This is a genomic window from Pseudomonas sp. NPDC079086 (assembly GCF_044542155.1).
Classification (GTDB): domain Bacteria; phylum Pseudomonadota; class Gammaproteobacteria; order Pseudomonadales; family Pseudomonadaceae; genus Aquipseudomonas.
Genome location: NZ_JBITTY010000001.1, coordinates 1216799 through 1234260, shown reverse-complemented (window position 1 = coordinate 1234260; position 17462 = coordinate 1216799). Strand labels below are relative to the sequence as shown.

General features: G+C 57.0%; 14 protein-coding genes. 4 read left to right on the top strand and 10 right to left on the bottom strand.

What is annotated here, in order from left to right; genetic code table 11:
* Nucleotides 1–2: 2 nt before the first annotated feature.
* From pilQ to ACIGEK_RS05785, 5 genes are read right to left on the bottom strand one after another with little or no spacing between them, the layout of a single operon-like run.
* Entirely contained in the window at nt 3–2117 is a 2115-nt protein-coding gene (gene pilQ, locus ACIGEK_RS05805) for a type IV pilus secretin PilQ (protein WP_397493089.1), read from the bottom strand.
* Between the two features lie 54 nt (nt 2118–2171).
* Nucleotides 2172–2696 (bottom strand): type 4a pilus biogenesis lipoprotein PilP, encoded by a 525-nt coding sequence (gene pilP / locus ACIGEK_RS05800; RefSeq protein ID WP_397492375.1) that lies wholly within the window; start codon nt 2694–2696, stop codon nt 2172–2174.
* The gene (pilO, locus tag ACIGEK_RS05795; protein WP_397492374.1) at nt 2693–3316 is read right to left on the bottom strand and encodes a type 4a pilus biogenesis protein PilO; all 624 of its coding nucleotides are present in this window, start codon (nt 3314–3316) and stop codon (nt 2693–2695) included. Before pilO ends, pilP begins: the two co-directional genes overlap by 4 nt.
* A complete protein-coding gene (gene pilN, locus ACIGEK_RS05790; RefSeq protein WP_397492373.1) occupies nt 3313–3885 on the bottom strand; it encodes a type 4a pilus biogenesis protein PilN in 573 nt (190 codons plus the stop codon). The genes pilO and pilN overlap by 4 nt, the downstream gene beginning before the upstream one ends.
* A complete protein-coding gene (locus ACIGEK_RS05785) occupies nt 3885–4949 on the bottom strand; it encodes a pilus assembly protein PilM (protein WP_160012933.1) in 1065 nt (354 codons plus the stop codon). Before ACIGEK_RS05785 ends, pilN begins: the two co-directional genes overlap by 1 nt.
* Before the next feature lie 184 nt (nt 4950–5133).
* On the opposite strand from ACIGEK_RS05785, the gene ACIGEK_RS05780 reads away from it, so the two are divergent.
* Nucleotides 5134–7548, top strand: a complete 2415-nt coding sequence (locus tag ACIGEK_RS05780) for a penicillin-binding protein 1A (protein WP_397493088.1) — start codon at nt 5134–5136, stop codon at nt 7546–7548.
* Between the two features lie 97 nt (nt 7549–7645).
* Here ACIGEK_RS05780 and ACIGEK_RS05775 read toward each other — a convergent pair whose 3' ends face one another.
* From ACIGEK_RS05775 to rpmE, 4 genes are all read right to left on the bottom strand, one after another.
* Nucleotides 7646–8914, bottom strand: a complete 1269-nt coding sequence (locus ACIGEK_RS05775) for a malic enzyme-like NAD(P)-binding protein (RefSeq protein WP_397492372.1) — start codon at nt 8912–8914, stop codon at nt 7646–7648.
* 102 nt (nt 8915–9016) lie between these two features.
* The gene (locus tag ACIGEK_RS05770) at nt 9017–10456 is read right to left on the bottom strand and encodes a M48 family metalloprotease (RefSeq protein ID WP_397492371.1); all 1440 of its coding nucleotides are present in this window, start codon (nt 10454–10456) and stop codon (nt 9017–9019) included.
* Nucleotides 10453–11253, bottom strand: a complete 801-nt coding sequence (locus ACIGEK_RS05765; protein ID WP_397492370.1) for a thermonuclease family protein — start codon at nt 11251–11253, stop codon at nt 10453–10455. Before ACIGEK_RS05765 ends, ACIGEK_RS05770 begins: the two co-directional genes overlap by 4 nt.
* Nucleotides 11254–11279: 26 nt before the next feature.
* The gene (gene rpmE / locus ACIGEK_RS05760; protein ID WP_274088969.1) at nt 11280–11495 is read right to left on the bottom strand and encodes a 50S ribosomal protein L31; all 216 of its coding nucleotides are present in this window, start codon (nt 11493–11495) and stop codon (nt 11280–11282) included.
* A 155-nt stretch (nt 11496–11650) separates the two neighbouring features.
* Between rpmE and ACIGEK_RS05755 the strand changes: the two genes are divergently transcribed.
* The 3 genes from ACIGEK_RS05755 to ACIGEK_RS05745 all read left to right on the top strand — a co-directional run bounded on the left by ACIGEK_RS05755 (nt 11651) and on the right by ACIGEK_RS05745 (nt 16636).
* Nucleotides 11651–13870, top strand: a complete 2220-nt coding sequence (locus ACIGEK_RS05755; RefSeq protein ID WP_397492369.1) for a primosomal protein N' — start codon at nt 11651–11653, stop codon at nt 13868–13870.
* 86 nt (nt 13871–13956) lie between these two features.
* The gene (gene dbpA, locus ACIGEK_RS05750; RefSeq protein WP_397492368.1) at nt 13957–15336 is read left to right on the top strand and encodes an ATP-dependent RNA helicase DbpA; all 1380 of its coding nucleotides are present in this window, start codon (nt 13957–13959) and stop codon (nt 15334–15336) included.
* Nucleotides 15337–15400: 64 nt separating this feature from the next.
* Nucleotides 15401–16636 carry a diguanylate cyclase domain-containing protein gene (locus ACIGEK_RS05745; protein ID WP_397492367.1) on the top strand — a complete coding sequence of 412 codons (1236 nt, stop codon included), beginning with the start codon at nt 15401–15403 and terminating at the stop codon, nt 16634–16636.
* A gap of 21 nt (nt 16637–16657) precedes the next feature.
* Here the strand turns inward: ACIGEK_RS05745 and ACIGEK_RS05740 are convergent, their stop codons facing one another.
* Nucleotides 16658–17452, bottom strand: a complete 795-nt coding sequence (locus ACIGEK_RS05740; RefSeq protein ID WP_397492366.1) for an acyl-CoA thioesterase — start codon at nt 17450–17452, stop codon at nt 16658–16660.
* Between the last annotated feature and the right edge of the window lie 10 nt (nt 17453–17462).

The following is a 17462-nucleotide window of genomic DNA, read 5'->3' as shown; positions in this document are numbered from 1 at the left end:
AATCAACGACTCACCGCGATTGCTTGATTATTCATGATACGAGGCGTGAGGAAGATCAACAGCTCTGATTTCTTATCCTGTACCAAATCACGCCTAAAGAGGCGCCCCACATAAGGCAAGTCGCCTAAAAATGGAACTTTGTCGACAGATTTAGATTGCGTGTTAGAGAACACGCCGCCGATTACAATAGTTTCACCATCTGCAACAAGAACTTTGGCATTGACTTCATTCTTATTGATGGACGGTACCCCGCCTGTTGCAGCCGCTTGCGAGAAATCAGGAGCATCCTTGGTAACTTTAACTTCAATAATCACACGGTTGTCCGGCGTAATCTGAGGAGTAACCTCAAGAGAGAGTGCCGCCTGCTTAAAAGACGTACTCGTCGCGCCACTTGAACTGGCCTCTTGATAGGGAACTTCAGAGCCTTTCAAGATTTTTGCAGTCTCTTTATCAGCAGTTACAACTTTAGGCTGCGACACAACCTCACCAGAGCCGGTTTTCTCCATTGCACTCAGTTGAAGATCCAAAATAACGTTATCTGTAACAAATCCAATACCAAACCCACTTGTTGCTGCTGCAGCACCTAAATCGACAAAAGGGCTATTGACCGGAGAGGTTCTAAGACCAGGAAAACGCCCAACAGTACCGCCCTCGTCATTTTCCTCAACACCCAAATTACCGTCTTTGCCCCAAGAGTTCCACTTGTCGCCACTCCAAAAATTCCCGCCCCAGCGCACACCAAGAGACTTGTCAAAATCAACATTAGCCTCGACTATTCGTGCCTCAATCATTACCTGGCGAACCGGAATATCCAACTGGGTAACAATACGACGCAGCTCATCAATCCTCTCTTGAGTAAGAGTAACGATGAGGGTATTCGTTCGATCATCAAAAATAACAGACCCACGCATATCATCTTTCAGCACGCCCTTCGAGTCATTATCCTCATATATTTTTGCTATATCAGAAGCCTTTGCATAATTAAGTTGAATAACATCTTTCCGGAGCGGAGCTAACTCAGCCACTTGCTTTTTGGCCTCAAGCTCTTGACGCTCACGAGCGGCAATCTCATCTGCTGGTGCAACCATTAAAACATTACCGACCTTGCGTTTATCTAAACCCTTCGTTTTCAGCACAAGGTCTAGAGCCTGATCCCAAGGAACGTTTTGCAACCGCAACGTAATATTTCCTGAAACAGTATCGCTGGCAACCAAGTTAAGATCAGTAAAATCCGCAATCAGCTGGAGAACGGAACGAACATCAATATCTTGAAAGTTCAAAGAAAGCTTTTCACCATTATAAGCGAAATTCTCTTTCTTTTGCTGCTCAACATCACTTTGACTTAATGGCTTGACACTTATAGTCAGCTTGTTATCGGCCTGATAGGCGAGATAGTCGTAAAAACCAACAGGCTCGATAACTATAACCGCGTCGCCGCTAGATTCAGACGAACTAACAAACTGTACAGGTGTTGCAAAATCCTTGACATCCAGCTTTACCTTCAACGCATCAGGGAGCATTGTTTTAGAGAACTTCAACTTAATCTTTCCACCTTGATCCTGAATATCAGGACTAAGGGTCGAATCGGAAAGACTAATAATAATATTCCCCTCACCCTGATCGCCACGCTGGAAATCGATACTGTTTATCTCCTTTTTTTGAGTCACGTACTTAAATTTCTGTGACGCAGAAACACTCGGAGCAACAGGAAGCGACACCGGAGCGGCTACCGCGCTAGTACCCTCCCCAACAACAACATACAAATTATTCCCTTCGGCACGAGTACTGTATGGCGCAAGGGTAGTTAGATTAACGATCAATCGGGTCCGGTCTTTAGCTTCAACGACCGTTACGCTACGCGCATTACCGACACTCAACTCACGATTTTTCGCACCCAACTTATTCGACACACCGGGCAAGTCCAAAGCAATACGTGCAGGCTGTTCAATTGTGTAGCCTCTCGGCGCCAGAACTGGCTCGTCAAAAGTAAGCTTTAGCTCAACGCGATCGCCTGGCAATGCAGAAACATCTAGGGCATTCAAGTTTGCCGCAAGAATAGAGGGAGAAAGGAATACGGCCATCAGTGTAAGGCCATAAACAATAGGGGAGTTATTCATCATTATGTTCCGCCGAGCAGATAGATTATTTTTCTTCATAGTAATCCCGCTCCTTTAAGAGCGCTCCTTGAGGGGTAAGCTCCGCGGCCGCTCCAACCAACCACCCTCACCATCTGGAACTATTTCAAGCACTTCAATTTTAGACTCATCTAAAGCCTGAATCTTCCCGTGATTTCGGCCAAGATAATCGCCAACTTTAACTCGATGCACTCCACCAGCACCACTTACCAGTGCAAAAGTTCCACTTGAATTAGATAGAGCACCAACCATTTCGAAAATTTCTATATTAAAACCTTCAAGAAACTGCTTAGTACGCCCCTCATCAGGCTTTACATTACCAGCGCCTTTCTGTTTAGCCACAACATCAAGCGTAATCGGGGGCTGAAATGGACTCCGTAGCGATGCTGCACTGTATGAAAAGCTCTCATACGCTTGAAACTTTGGCAAAGGCTCAATCTCTCCTTTAGGCCGCGCACGCACTTCATCCATGTAAAGCTGCAAGTCAGAGAAGTCACTGCCTACACCACATCCGCCCAAGCTAAGAATAGAAATAAAAATAAAGAGAAAACGCAAATTCATTGCTGGCCACCTTTATCATTATATCGATAAGTCTTAGCAAGTATACCCATCCTCAATTTAGATGAACTACCAGCAGCCGCAGGAACCAAATCAAAATCATGCAGAGTTACAATTCGCGGGAGACTAGCAACGCCACTTACAAAGGTCGCCAGATCATGGTAGCCGCCAACAACTTTAATCTGAATTGGCAGCTCGATATAAAACTGCTGAGCAACTTCAGGAAGGAGCTTAATTTCCTCAAATTCTAAACCACTCCCCAAACCTGTCCGCGTAATATCCTCAAGTAGACCTGGCACTTCCGTATCACTTGGCAATTGCTTCAGAAGGGCACCAAAAGAAACCTCCATTTCCTGCATTTGCTCTTTATAGGCATCTAAATTTGCAGCTTGGAACGCTTTACTTGAGAACTGATCTTTAAGAGAAACCTCTTCCGCACGCTTACCCTCCAATTGGGTTTGCAGGTCTTTAAGGTGAAAGTTATAACCCAAAGCTAGAACTGCCACTAGCAAGAGAATGCCCGAAATAAATTTTACCGCCGCTGGCCAGGAGCCCACATTATTAAAATCAAGATCGCTCAAATCAATCTGTCGCAGGCTTTCTAAAGAATCGTTAAGACTCATTGCTTAGCCTCCTCTGCCGCAAGCGTAGGCTGGGTCTGCTGCACGCTCAATTGGAATATATTAGCTTGATCAACTGCACCAGCTGTCACTGACTTAACCTCGGTAAGATTTGGCGCAGTTAACCATTCAGAAGCGTCTAGGTTTCGCATTAAATTCGATACACGATTATTAGATTCAGCTGCACCAACAATAGCGATATTTTTCGCGGTCATTTTCACGCCAGTGAAATGAACACCGTCAGGCAATGTTCTAACCAGTTGATCAAAAACACGCCCAATAATCGGCCGATTACCTTGCAAGTCTTGAATAATCTTCATCCGCTCAAGAAGCTGCTGACGACGAGTTCTCAGCTCACTGATCTCTTTAATCCGGGCATCCAAAACAGCAATTTCCTTGCGCACAAACTCATTCCGGGCATCCTGCTGCTCAATGGCCCCGTTGAGATACTGATCCCCGAGAAATACAACGCCTGCCGCCACAACAAATACACCCGCAAGCGTTACCAAAAAGCGCTGCTTACGCTCTTCGCGTAGCTGCTCGCGCCAAGGTAGAAGGTTAATCCGCGCCATTAGTCGAAACTCCTCATCGCCAGACCACAGGCAATCATCAAGGCTGGCGCATCGCTGGCAAGCGCACCGGCATTAACCTTGCCACTCAGTGCCATTTCAGCGAATGGGTTGGCGACCAATGTCTGGGTGCCTATTTTTTGCTGAATCAAACGGTCAAGGTCTGGAATCGACGCAGTACCTCCTGCCAACAGGATGTAGTCGACATCATTGAACTGCCCGGCAGCGAAGAAGAACTGCAACGAACGTGCAACCTGCTGAACTACAGCTTCCTTAAACGGCTGCAGCACTTCGCTGTCATAGTCATCTGGCAAGCCGCCTTGCTTCTTGGCAAGGCCAGCTTCTTCGACGGATAAACCATAGCGGCGCTGAATTTCTTCGGTGAGTTGTTTGCCGCCAAACAGCTGCTCACGGGTATAGATAGTGCGACCGTTGTGCAGGACGCTGAGCGTGGTCATGGTTGCACCGATATCGACCACCGCGACGGTCAGTTCATCTCGACCACCACCAAGCTGATCAATCAACAGACCGTATGCACGCTCAAGCGCATAGGCTTCGACATCAACCACTTTGGCGGTAAGACCCGCGAGCGCCAGGGCCGCCTCGCGAACTTCAACGTTTTCCTTGCGGCAAGCGGCAAGCAGCACGTCAACTCGATCGGCATTGCGCGCAGACGCACCCTGCACTTCGAAATCGATTGCGACTTCTTCTAGCGGATAGGGAATGTACTGATCGGCCTCGATTTTCAGCTGATTTTCAAGCTCGTCATCGGAAAGCCCGGCTTCCATTTCGATAGTCTTGGTAATAACAGCTGATCCCGCCACCGCCACCGCCACGGTTTTCACACCGCTCTTGGCTTTGGCAAGCACACGTGAAAGAGCCTGCCCCACCCCTTCCAACTCGGCGATGTTCTTTTCGACCACCGCGTTTGGCGGGAGCGGCTCGACTGCGTAAGCCTCTACTTTGTAGCGGCTTCCGGAGCGGCTCAATTCGAGGAGCTTGACGGAGGTCGAACTAATATCGATCCCGAGTAGCGTATTCGCTTTCTTATTGAAGAGCCCTAGCACGACCGATTTCCTATTGGCATCCGCGACTTACGGACTATTTATGTTTTTTCACATTAAATAACAGTCTTGACAGAAGCGCAAATGGCTACCCAGCAAAAAAACCGCTTATAATGTGATCAGTTTTTCTCTTTTAACCTTGTGTTCCGCTTAACCCATTCTTTTATCTGGAAATCCAAAAATCTTGATGCGTCTTTTGCGTTTTTTTTGCTGGTCTTGCCTCGCCGCTTTTTGTGGCCTGGTCCTCAGTTTCAGCGGGGCCTACCTCTATCTTAGCCCTAGCCTCCCATCCGTCGAATCTTTGCGCAGCATTAAGCTGCAGATTCCCCTGCGCGTTTACAGCAGCGACGCCAAGCTGATTGCCGAATTTGGTGAAATGCGCCGCTCGCCAATCGCCTTTGCCGATATCCCTCAGGATTTCATCAGCGCCTTGCTGGCAGCCGAGGACGACAATTTTGCCAACCATTATGGCGTCGACCTTACCAGCCTGATGCGCGCTGCAACGCAAATTTTGAAAAGCGGGCAGATCCAATCCGGCGGCAGCACCATTACCATGCAAGTGGCGAAGAACTTCTTCCTCACCAGCGAAAGAAGTTTCTCGCGCAAGATCAACGAGATACTTCTGGCACTGCAAATTGAGCGGGAGCTCAGTAAGAACGAAATTCTTGAACTTTATGTGAACAAGATTTATCTGGGTAATCGCGCCTACGGTATTGAAGCCGCGTCACAGGTTTATTACGGCAAATCCATACGCGAGGCCAGCCTTGCACAAATGGCAATGATTGCCGGCCTACCAAAAGCCCCATCACGCTATAATCCTCTGGCCAACCCAGCACGCTCAATGGAGCGCCGGGACTGGATTCTTGGGCGCATGTACGGCCTCGGCCGCATCGATAAACAGCGCTATGAAGAAGCCCTCGCTGAACCCATCAACGTCAGCTACCACGTACCGGCACCGGAACTGGCGGCACCCTACATAGCTGAAATGGCACGCGCAGAAATGGTCGGCCGCTACGGCAGCGAGGCTTACACCGATGGTTTCAACGTCACCACTACGGTATCCAGCGACCTACAACTCGCGGCCAATTCGGCAGTCCGCGAGGGATTGATCGCTTACGATCAACGCCACGGCTATCGCGGGCCGGAAAGCCGTTTGCCCGGAATGACCAAGGAAAACTGGCAAGCCGAACTGAGCAAGCAAACCGCTCTCGGCGGCCTGGAGCCAGCCATTGTTACTGGCGTGGAGAAAAGCGGGATTATGGTCCTGCTGCGTAATGGCGAAGAACACGCAGTGGCTTGGGACAGCATGAAATGGGCACGGCCGTTCCTGAATACCAACAGCATGGGCCCACGCCCACAGCAGCCTGCCGATGTCAGCCAGGTCGGTGATCTGATCCGCGTGCAGAGCCAGGAAGACGGCAGCCTGCGTTTTGTTCAGCTACCGGCAGCGCAAAGCGCCCTGGTCTCGCTGGACCCGAACAATGGCGCCATTCGCGCACTGGTCGGTGGTTTCTCCTTCGAACAAAGCAACTATAACCGCGCCGCACAAGCCAAGCGCCAGCCGGGCTCGAGCTTCAAACCCTTCGTGTACAGCGCCGCGCTGGATAAAGGCTACACCGCCGCCACCCTGGTCAATGACGCACCGATTGTGTTCGCCGACGATGCGCTGTCTCAGGTATGGCGACCGAAGAATGACAACAACACCTTCCTCGGCCCTATCCGCCTGCGCGAAGCCTTGTACCGATCGCGCAACCTGGTCTCCATTCGACTGCTGCAGGACCTCGGCATCGACAGCACCCTAAGCTATATAGAACGCTTTGGGTTTGAGAAGAAGGACCTGCCGCCCAACCTGTCCCTGGCACTAGGCACCGCGAGCCTGACACCAATGGAGATCGCCGAAGGCTGGAGTGTGTTTGCCAGCGGCGGCTACAAGACAGAGCCTTACCTGATCGAGCGGATCGAAGACCGCACCGGCAAACAACTGTTCAATGCCAATCCGGCGCAAACCCCGACAGGCATCGCCCAGCGCGCAGCACAGAGCAGCGCCTTGCAACTCAGCGTTGGCGACCAGCCACTGCCGCCTGAACCGCTACAGGCCGAACAGATCATCGATGAGCGCACCGCGTACATCATGACCAGCATGCTCCAGGACGTGATCAAGCGCGGCACTGGTCGCCGTGCCATGGCCCTGGGCCGCGATGACCTGGCGGGCAAAACCGGCACCACCAACGAGTCGAAAGACAGCTGGTTCTCCGGCTATAACGCCGACTACATCACCACCGTCTGGGCCGGATTCGACCAACCGGAAAGCCTTGGCCGCAATGAATACGGTGGCACCGTGGCCCTGCCGATCTGGATGAGCTACATGGGCGCCGCGTTGAAGGACAAGCCCAGCCACATACTGGCCGAACCCGAAGGCCTGCTGACCTTGCGCATCGACCCACACAGCGGCCGTGCAGCTACACCCGATACACCGGAAGCCTATTTCGAGCTGTTCAAGAGTGAGGACTCGCCGCCACCCATGGGCGAGTTTGAGCCTGGCATGTACATCCCGGGCAGCCCGCTGCCTGCCGATGAGACAGCGCCAATCGACCTGTTCTAAGGCCTCTTGCGGCAGATGCATGACGCCCGGCAAAGCCAAAATAGCGCCAATAAAAAACCCGCCGTAGCGGGTTTTTTATTGCTCTTGAGCTAAGCGCTTAGCCGTTGAACACGTCGTTTACCGACTGCAGCGGGTAATGCTTCGGATATGGCAGCGTCGCCACACCGCTTTCAATCGCAGCCTTGGCCACAGCATCGCAGACCACAGTAATCAGACGCGGGTCCATCGGCTTCGGAATGATGTACTCACGGCCGAACGACAGGGCAATGCCGCCGTAGGCGTCACAGACTTCCTGCGGCACCGGCAGCTTGGCCAGGTCACGCAGGGCCAGGGCTGCAGCGATCTTCATTTCTTCGTTGATGCGAGTCGCGCGAACGTCCAGGGCACCACGGAAGATGAACGGGAAGCCCAGCACGTTGTTGACCTGGTTCGGGTAGTCGGAACGACCGGTGGCCATGATCACGTCATTACGCACTTCATGAGCCAGCTCCGGCTTGATTTCCGGGTCAGGGTTGGAGCAGGCGAACACGATCGGGCTCGGTGCCATGCGCTTGAGGTCTTCCGGAGCCAGCAGGTTGGCACCCGACAGGCCGACGAATACATCAGCACCGTCCAGCGCATCAGCCAGGGTGCGCTTGTCGGTTTCGCTGGCGAATACCGCCTTGTACTGGTTCAGATCGTCGCGGCCGGCGTGGATCACGCCTTTGCGGTCGATCATAAAGATGTTCTCAACCTTGGCGCCCATGCTCACCAGCAACTTCATGCAGGAGATGGCGGCAGCGCCGGCGCCCAGGCAGACGATCTTGGCTTCCGGCAGGGTCTTGCCGGCGATTTCCAGGGCGTTGAGCATGCCGGCCGCAGTCACGATTGCGGTGCCGTGCTGGTCATCGTGGAACACTGGAATATCGCACTGTTCGATCAGCGTGCGTTCAATCTCAAAGCACTCGGGCGCCTTGATGTCTTCCAGGTTGATGCCACCGAAGGTGATTGAGATACGGCGTACGGTGTCGATAAAGGCCTGCGGGCTCTCGGACTCGACTTCAATATCGAATACGTCAATACCGGCAAAGCGCTTGAACAGTACACCTTTACCTTCCATCACCGGCTTGGAAGCCAGTGGGCCGAGATCACCGAGACCGAGAATAGCGGTACCGTCGGAAATGACTGCCACCAGGTTGCCTTTGCCGGTGTAGCGATACGCCAACTCCGGATCACGCGCGATTTCGCGCACAGGCTCAGCGACACCCGGGCTGTAGGCCAGGGACAGATCGCGTGCGGTTGCGGTGGGCTTGGTTAGCTCGACACTCAGCTTACCCGGACGGGGATGGGCGTGATATTCGAGAGCGGCTGTTTTCAAATCAGACATGTTGGCATTTCCGCTTTGGGCTGTTGAACAGGCAGGCGGCCGAGGATACGCAAGTTGTATACAGCTGCACAAGACTGACAAGTCCGGATGGGCACGCGGGCCCTAGCGCACGACCTTCAGCCAGTCGCCAGCACGCGGCTGGCCTGACGGATAGAGGTTATTCAGCAGACGCAGGGTCTTCAGCGCATCACCTGGCAGCTTGCTGCCTTTTGCCAGCGCCTCGATGGTTTGCCCCGCTTTGGCCTTGACCATATGCAGGCGCAGCGGTTGCGCTTCTTGATGCTCGGCACGGGTCATCGGCCTAAAGCTTTTGATCACGCTGAGAAACTGCTCATCCTGGCTTTCCAGTGAGGCGCGACCACGTACCGCAGCCACAAACAGATAAACCCGTGAGCCATGCTGAATAACCGCCACACGCTTGGCAGCATTGCCGGGAATTACCGCGCTATAGCCCTTGAGGCCGGCCTGCTGCAACTCGACGCCAGCCACCAGACGCTGGCCGCCAACGCGCTGACGCAACAGCTCAGCCGGTGACAGCTTTTGTGGATTGTCTTCCAACGTCATGGCGATAAATGCCTGCTGATCGGCAGTGTGACCAATCAGCGCATCCGGACGATTAAGCAGGCTCCAGCCCTGGGGAAACGCCAGGGTAAAGTTCAGATCGCCATGGTAAAAACGCTGGCCACGACGCACGCCGGTTTCGGCGGAATCACCAAAGGGCAAGCCTTCCAGACGCTTGAGAAAGCCTTCGCGATTGACCTCTTGCTGGCCCGTGGCCAAGGCCCGCGCCGGGCCCAACACCTGCTGCAAACGCCTGTCGTTATCAGGGTGGGTATCGAACAGCCCATGGTAGCCGCCAGCAGGTTGCGCCTCACCGCGCGCGGCCGCTTGATCGCGGGCGAAGTCTTCCTGATTCTTCAGCACCTTGACCACTTCGATCATCGCCTGCGGGTCATAGCCGCTACGTGCCAGGTACTGCGCGCCGAGGCCATCGGCCTCCAGTTCCATATCGCGACCATAGCCACGCACAAAAGCACTGCCCAGCACGCCAGTAACATCGGCGGCGGCGCCCACACCGGTACCAATCGCCACGGCCTGGCCGAGCAAGCCCCAGGCAGTCGACTGGCTTTGCTGCTGCACGCTGTGCCGCGCGGTAACGTGACCCACTTCATGGCCAAGCACGGCGGCCAGTTCAGCTTCCGAGCTGAGATAAGCCAGCAGCCCGCGATGGATATAGATGTAGCCGCCCGGCAAGGCAAAGGCGTTGATCTCCGGGCTGTCGACCAGGGTGAATTGATAGGCCAGCTGGTTACGATGACTGTGCTTCGCCACCCGTTCACCGACCTGCTGCACATAAGCCTGCAGTTTCTCATCGGCGTAGCGCGGGTTTTCCTTGAGGATTTGCTGGTTGTAGCGACGGCCGAGGTCAAGCTCTTGCTGCTCGCTCATCATCACGAAATTACTGCGCCCGGTGGCCGGGTTGACCGCGCAACCCGCCAGCTGCATCAGCAGGACGAACAAGGTCAGTACGCGCAGGATCATGGCAGCACCTCCAGCATGGCTTTATCGGTCAACGGCAACATCCAGCGCGCCTGCCCAGCACGCAAACCGCCACGTTTGGTGCGGTCGACCACCCAGCCGCGAGCCTCAACCGTGTGCCCTTCAAGGCGTTGGACTGCGCGCAGATCAAAATTGCCCAACGCACGGGGCGCGATATGCAGCACCAGCGAATCGCCCATCTCCAGCCACAGCCCACCACCATTGCGCTCGACATGCTGGACCCGGCCCTGGAGCAGGGCAAAGCCGCCGCTGTTCAACTGCTTGGGCGCTTGCACTGGTGAACGCTGCCAGAGCCCTACACGCGCCTTCCGCGCAACGCGCTCGGCAGCCTGCTGGCACTGCACCAGCGCCAAATTGGGCGCGACAGCCACCAGATAACCCAGGCCCTCAGCGAGCAACTGTGCCTCCAGGTTACGCCCACGGTTGTCATAGGCGTGCGCCAGAGTACGCCCGTAGTGATCCTTGGCCTGCTTGCCGAGCTGCAACACGACGCGCTCATCGCTGGCAGCCACCAGCGCTTGCAGGCGTTTGCGCGCGGCCTCGGCAAGGGGCTCGGCAGAACGGCCCTGACGACCCATTTCAGGAGTATTGAGGCCAATCAACCGCACAGCACGCCCATCGACCAGGCGTAGGGTGTCGCCATCCACCACGCGCTGCACCTTGACGCTGGGCAAGTTGTCCGGCGCCGGACAGAACGCCAGGGCGACGCCGGAGTAAACGCCGAAAACGAAAAAGGCGCCCACAAGGGACGCCTTTTTCAGTAGCGCGGGGTAACCCATGTGGGTCTCCGTCGCTGCGCGCAAGCTTACTGCTTGGCGCCGAACATGCCGAAACGCTGCTTGAAGCGATCAACACGGCCGCCGGTATCCAGCATTTTCTGCTTGCCGGTGTAGAACGGGTGGCACTCGTTGCACACGTCCAGAGGCAGAGCTTTGCCCAGGGTGGAGCGAGTTTCGATCACGTTGCCACAGCTGCAGGTGGCGGTGATGGCTACATAGTTCGGGTGGATATCGGCTTTCATGGTGATTCCTCAGGACTGTCGTGCCGCCACCAGACACTATTGTCAGGTACCGCACGGAATTAGGCCGGCGATAATACCAGAGCACCGCAGCGACGCAAGGCCGGCCGTCGACTGACTGCATGCTAAGATCGCGCCCTTCCAGCTGGAGCCTTTGCGTGCCTGACGTCATTTTGCGCCTCGCCTTGCCTTCGCCGCTGCGCCGCCTGTTCGACTACCGTGCCCCACCCGGTGTGCCGCGCAGCGCCTTGCAGCCAGGCGCACGGCTGCGCGTGCCATTTGGTCGGCGCGAGATGATCGGCATCCTGATCGAGGTGACCGATCACAGCGAAGTACCCGCCGAAAAGCTCAAGCCCGCCCTGCAACTGCTTGACGCCCAGTCACCACTGCCGCCGGCGTTGTTTAAACTGTGCCTATGGACCGCGCAGTATTACCAGCACAGCCTCGGCGACACCCTGAGTTGGGCGCTGCCAGTGTTGCTACGCCAAGGTGAGCCGGCGGAAGCGCGTCAGCAGCGTTTCTGGTCGATCACTGAAGGGGCGCAGCTCGATGATCCGCGCCTGAGCCGGGCACCGCGCCAGCGTGACGCCCTGAAAACCCTGGCCCAGCACCCGCATGGCGTCGCCCATCCGCTGCTAAGCAAACTGCAGCTGAACAAGGACAGCCTCGATCTGCTGCTGGAAAAGGGCCTGGTCAAGGTCGAAGTGCGCCGCCATGCGCCGAGCGAACGTCACGCCAACTGGCTGGCGCAGCCGGAACTGCCACTGAATGTCGAGCAACGCGCTGCCTCCGAAGCTATCCGTTCAGGCTTCGATAGCTTCAATACCTTTCTCCTTGCGGGCGTTACCGGCAGCGGCAAGACCGAGGTTTACCTGCAGCTGATCCGCGAAACCCTGGAGGCCGGCAAGCAGGCTCTGGTGCTGATCCCAGAGATAAACCTTGGGCCACAGACCTTGGCGCGCTTCGAGCAACGCTTCAACGCCCGTATCGCCCTGCTGCACTCGGCAGTGAATGACCGCGAGCGCCTGGACGCCTGGCTGGCGGCGCGTGATGGCGAGGCCGACATCATCATCGGCACCCGCTCGGCATTGTTTACGCCGATGCAGCGCCCCGGGTTGATCATCATCGATGAAGAGCACGACGCCTCGTATAAACAGCAGGAAGGTTTGCGCTACCACGCTCGCGATCTGGCCGTGGTGCGCGCGCACCAGGAAAACATCCCGATTGTCCTGGGCTCGGCCACGCCCTCGCTGGAAAGCCTGCACAATGCCCACAGCGGCCGTTACGCCATGCTGCACCTGCGTGAGCGCGCCGGCGGCGCCAAACAGCCGCGTTTTCTGCGCCTGGATGTAAAAAGCCGGCCGCTGGATTCCGGTATCTCAGGGCCTATGCAGCAGGCCATCGCGCAGACCTTGCAGGCCGGTCAGCAGGTGCTGGTCTTCCTTAACCGTCGCGGCTTCGCCCCGACGCTGCTGTGCCATGACTGCGGCTGGCTGTCGGAGTGCCCGCGCTGTGACGCACGCATGACCGTGCACCAACGCTCGCGCGAGTTGCGCTGCCACCACTGCGGCCACGCAGAGCGCCAGCCGAGCAACTGCCCGAAATGCAACAACGTCGACCTGCGCCCCGTCGGAGCAGGTACCGAGCGCGCAGAAGAACGCCTGGAAATTCTCTTCCCCGATGTGCCTGTGTTACGCGTTGATCGCGACAGCACCTCGCGCAAAGAGGCCATGACCACCCTGTTCAACACCGTGCAGCGCGGTGAGCCATGCATCCTGGTCGGCACCCAGATGCTCGCAAAAGGTCACCACTTCCCCCGCGTCACCCTGGTGGCGATTCTCGATGCCGACGGCGGGCTGTTTTCAGCGGACTTCCGCGCCAGCGAACGCATGGCTCAGTTGATCGTGCAGGTCGCCGGGCGGGCCGGACGGGCTGAAGAGCCTGGCAAAGTGATTATCCAAAGCCACCTGGCCGACCACCCGCTGCTGGTGCAACTGACTGAGCAGGGCTACTTCGCCTTCGCCGAGCAGGCCCTGAGTGAACGCCGCAGCGCCGGCCTGCCGCCGTTCTGCCACCTCGCCCTGCTACGCGCCGAGGCACACAAACCAGGTCAAGCCGAAGGTTTTCTCGACGACGCCTGCAGTGAAGCCGAGCTGCTGCTGGACGAGTTGAAACTCAGCGGTATCGAACTGCTCGGCCCCGTTCCGGCACCGATGGAGCGCCGCGCCGGCCGTTATCGCGCACAGCTACTGGTGCAAGCCAACGCCCGCGCGCCGCTGCACCGACTGCTCAACACATGGATGCACGCGTTGGAACAGATGCCCAGCGGCCGCGCCGTGCGTTGGTCGCTGGATGTCGACCCCATCGACCTGTTCTAGCCCCCAAAGACCGGCCGCCTGATAGCACCTAGCCACGCAGCGCAGCCTGTTACACTGCACGCCATTTCGTTTAGCAGGCCTGTACCGTGACTAACACCGCTTTCTCTTCTCTGCCGCTTTCCGCCGCCATGCTGGCGAACCTCGAGTCCCTCGGTTACAGCGAGATGACCCCGATTCAGGCGCAGAGCCTGCCGGTAATGCTCAAGGGCATGGACCTGATTGCTCAGGCCAAGACCGGCAGCGGCAAGACTGCCGCCTTCGGCATCGGCCTGCTCAACCCGCTTAACCCCCGCTACTTTGGCTGCCAGGCACTGGTGATCTGCCCGACCCGCGAGCTGGCCGACCAGGTGGCGAAAGAGCTGCGCCGCCTGGCGCGTTCTGCCGATAACATCAAAATTCTTACTCTGTGCGGCGGCGTGCCCTTCGGCCCGCAGATTGCCTCGCTGGAGCATGGTGCACAAATCATCGTCGGCACCCCGGGACGTATCCAACAGCACTTGAGCAAAGGCACGCTGAAACTCGACGGCCTCAATACGCTGGTTCTTGATGAAGCCGACCGCATGCTCGACATGGGCTTCTACGACAGCATCGCCGAGATCATCAGCCAGACCCCAAGCCGCCGGCAGACTCTGCTGTTCTCCGCCACCTACCCGAGCGGCATCAAGCAGCTGTCCGCGACCTTTATGCGCGACCCGCAACAGGTCAAAGCCGACGCCCTGCACGACGACACGCAGATCGAACAACGCTTCTACGAGATCGCTCCGGAAGAGCGCATGGAGGCAGTGGTCAAACTGCTCAACTGCTACCGACCGCAATCCTGTGTGGCGTTCTGTTTTACCAAGCAGCAATGCCAGGAAGTAGTCGACCACCTAACCGCCAAAGGCATCTCGGCAGCCGCGTTGAACGGTGACCTGGAACAACGTGACCGCGACCAAGTGCTGGCGATGTTTGCCAACCGCAGCCTGTCGGTACTGGTAGCTACCGATGTCGCCGCCCGCGGCCTGGATATCGATGCGCTGGACATGGTGATCAACGTGGAACTGGCGCGCGACTCGGAAATTCACATTCACCGCGTAGGCCGTACCGGTCGCGCCGGCGAAAAGGGCCTGGCCATGAGCCTGGTGGCCCCAGCCGAAGGCCATCGCGCCCAAGCCATCGAAACCCTGCAAAGGGCTCCGCTGAATTGGCATCCACTGAGCAGCCTGAAACATCAGGGCGGCGCGCCACTACAGCCGCCGATGATTACCCTGTGCATTGGCGCGGGACGCAAAGACAAACTGCGCCCCGGCGATATTCTCGGCGCCCTGACTGGCGAGGCTGGCATCCCTGGCGCGCAGGTCGGCAAAATCGCTATCTTCGACTTCCAGGCCTATGTGGCCGTTGAGCGCAGCGTGGCCATGCAGGCGCTCAAGTGCCTCAGCGAAGGCAAGATCAAGGGCCGTTCACTGCGCATTCGTACCCTATAGTTGCCTAATCGCACGAGCTAAATAGACGGCGCGCTAACGCTGCCAGCGACAGAGGAGTCCCCCCTTGCGCAATATTCTGGTGATCGAAGACAGCCCCCTGGTGCTGAAAATTCTCGAGCATCTGTTTCGCAAGGAGACCGGCTTCCAGCCGATCTTCTGCGCGTCCATGGGCGAAGCCCAGGTGATGCTGGAAACTTCGGCAGAGCTGTTCTTCGCCGCCATCGTCGACCTCAACCTGCCGGACGCCCCGGACGGCGAGATCGTCGACGTGGTGATGGGCTATCACCTGCCCTGCATCGTACTCAGCGGCACCTACAACGAGCAGCGCCGCGACCAGATGCTGCTCAAGGGCGTGGTTGATTATGTACTCAAGGAAAGTCAGCACTCCTACGAGTACGCCTTCCGCCTGCTGCACCGCCTGGAAAGTAACAGCGAGGTGAAAATCCTCATCGCCGAGGACTCCGACGCCACCCGCCACTACATCCGCCATGTGCTGACGCCGCACCGCTACCAGATTCTCGAAGCCTGCGATGGTGACGACGCCTTGCGCATTCTCAAGGAGCAGCCGGATATCGACTTGCTGGTGGTCGATCACAGCATGCCCGGCCTCAGCGGCTTTGATCTGGTCAAGCTGCTGCGCCAGAAGATGAAACGCCACGAGCTGATCATTCTCGGCCTGTCAGCCGACACCAAAGGCTCACTCAGTGCCAAGTTCATCAAACACGGTGCCGATGATTTCCTGCGCAAGCCCTTCTGCCCGGAAGAACTCAACTGCCGTGTGATGTCGACCCTCGAACGCCGCGACCTGCTACGCGCACTCAAACAAGCCGCGCAGTTCGATGCGCTGACAGGTCTGAATAATCGCCGCGCGTTTTATGAACATGGCCAGCAGCTGTTTCAGCAAGCGCGCTCAGGCGGCCGCGATCTGAGCGTGGCGATGATTGACCTGGACTTCTTCAAACGCATCAATGATGAGTACGGTCACGCCAGCGGCGATACGGCACTGATTGGTTTCGCCCGCGCGTTTTCCGCCACCTTCCCCGACGCCCTGCTTGGCCGTCTGGGTGGCGAAGAATTCGCCATGGTCAGCCAGCAGGATGCAGCGACCCTGAGCGACACCCTCGACCAGCTCCGCAGCCACTGCGCCACCCTGAAGTACGCCATCGGCGCACCGCCGTTATCCTTCAGCGCCGGCATCTACCACGGTGCACCCGACGACCTGGAAAGCCTGCTGCACCAGGCCGACTTGCGCCTGTATCAGGCCAAAAATCTGGGCCGCGGGCGCAACTGCTGGCAGTAGCCAACCCACCCGCCAGCCCTATTAGCCAAATACGCTAACGGTTTGCCGGCTTAGCACGGCCACTTGGCCATGCTTATCCCACAGTCGGGCATCGATATGGCTATAGCCGTTTGCCGAGCTTTGGATATCCGCCTGGTATTGCCACCAATCATTGGCGCTGCACGCCTCCGGTACCGCCACAAAGCTGATGGCCCAGGTCAAGGAGCTGCCCGAGGTGGGCTTTTTCAACATACTGAACACTGCCGGCGGCCAGGCATCCAGCAGGGCCAGAATGGCCGCCACCGAAATGGCCTGCGGTGAGTCCTCGCGAAGCTTGATCCAACCGCCCATTGTCGTTTGCTCAGAGCCCATAAAGGGCATTTTCCCCAGTGTGTAGCGGTAATCGAAATACTGGGTGAAGTCGGGCGTGAGACCTGGGATATACGGAAAGGCCTGTACCTCATCCGGAGCGGTAAAGGCAGGCGCCCGTTCTTGCGCCACACTCAGCATGGACTCCCGATCGCCGCCAAAGCTGGCCAGCATTACGGCACAGGCTTGGTCATTCTGATAAGCCGTCGCTTGCACCTGGGTGGAGCCCCTACCTTCGCGCAGCACCTTTACCTGGACCTCCATTGCCCCAGGAGCAACAGGGGCAATAAAGGACAGCAACACAGAACGTATCGGACGGTCCTGAGCCACTTGCGTGGCGACTTTCTCGAACAGCACGGCGGCCAGCATGCCGCCAAACGTGGCGCGGCCCTGGCCCCATTGCTCGGGAATATTAACGGTTAGCGCAGCGCTGGCCCGCACCGCTACCATGGCATCGTTGAAGTTCATCACTCATCCT

Coding starts and splice junctions, on each gene's coding strand:
- pilQ (WP_397493089.1), bottom strand. CDS start 2,117: ATGAATAACTCCCCTATTGTTTATGGCCTTACACTGATGGCCGTATTC.
- pilP (WP_397492375.1), bottom strand. CDS start 2,696: ATGAATTTGCGTTTTCTCTTTATTTTTATTTCTATTCTTAGCTTGGGC.
- pilO (WP_397492374.1), bottom strand. CDS start 3,316: ATGAGTCTTAACGATTCTTTAGAAAGCCTGCGACAGATTGATTTGAGC.
- pilN (WP_397492373.1), bottom strand. CDS start 3,885: ATGGCGCGGATTAACCTTCTACCTTGGCGCGAGCAGCTACGCGAAGAG.
- ACIGEK_RS05780 (WP_397493088.1), top strand. CDS start 5,134: ATGCGTCTTTTGCGTTTTTTTTGCTGGTCTTGCCTCGCCGCTTTTTGT.
- ACIGEK_RS05775 (WP_397492372.1), bottom strand. CDS start 8,914: ATGTCTGATTTGAAAACAGCCGCTCTCGAATATCACGCCCATCCCCGT.
- ACIGEK_RS05770 (WP_397492371.1), bottom strand. CDS start 10,456: ATGATCCTGCGCGTACTGACCTTGTTCGTCCTGCTGATGCAGCTGGCG.
- ACIGEK_RS05765 (WP_397492370.1), bottom strand. CDS start 11,253: ATGGGTTACCCCGCGCTACTGAAAAAGGCGTCCCTTGTGGGCGCCTTT.
- rpmE (WP_274088969.1), bottom strand. CDS start 11,495: ATGAAAGCCGATATCCACCCGAACTATGTAGCCATCACCGCCACCTGC.
- ACIGEK_RS05740 (WP_397492366.1), bottom strand. CDS start 17,452: ATGAACTTCAACGATGCCATGGTAGCGGTGCGGGCCAGCGCTGCGCTA.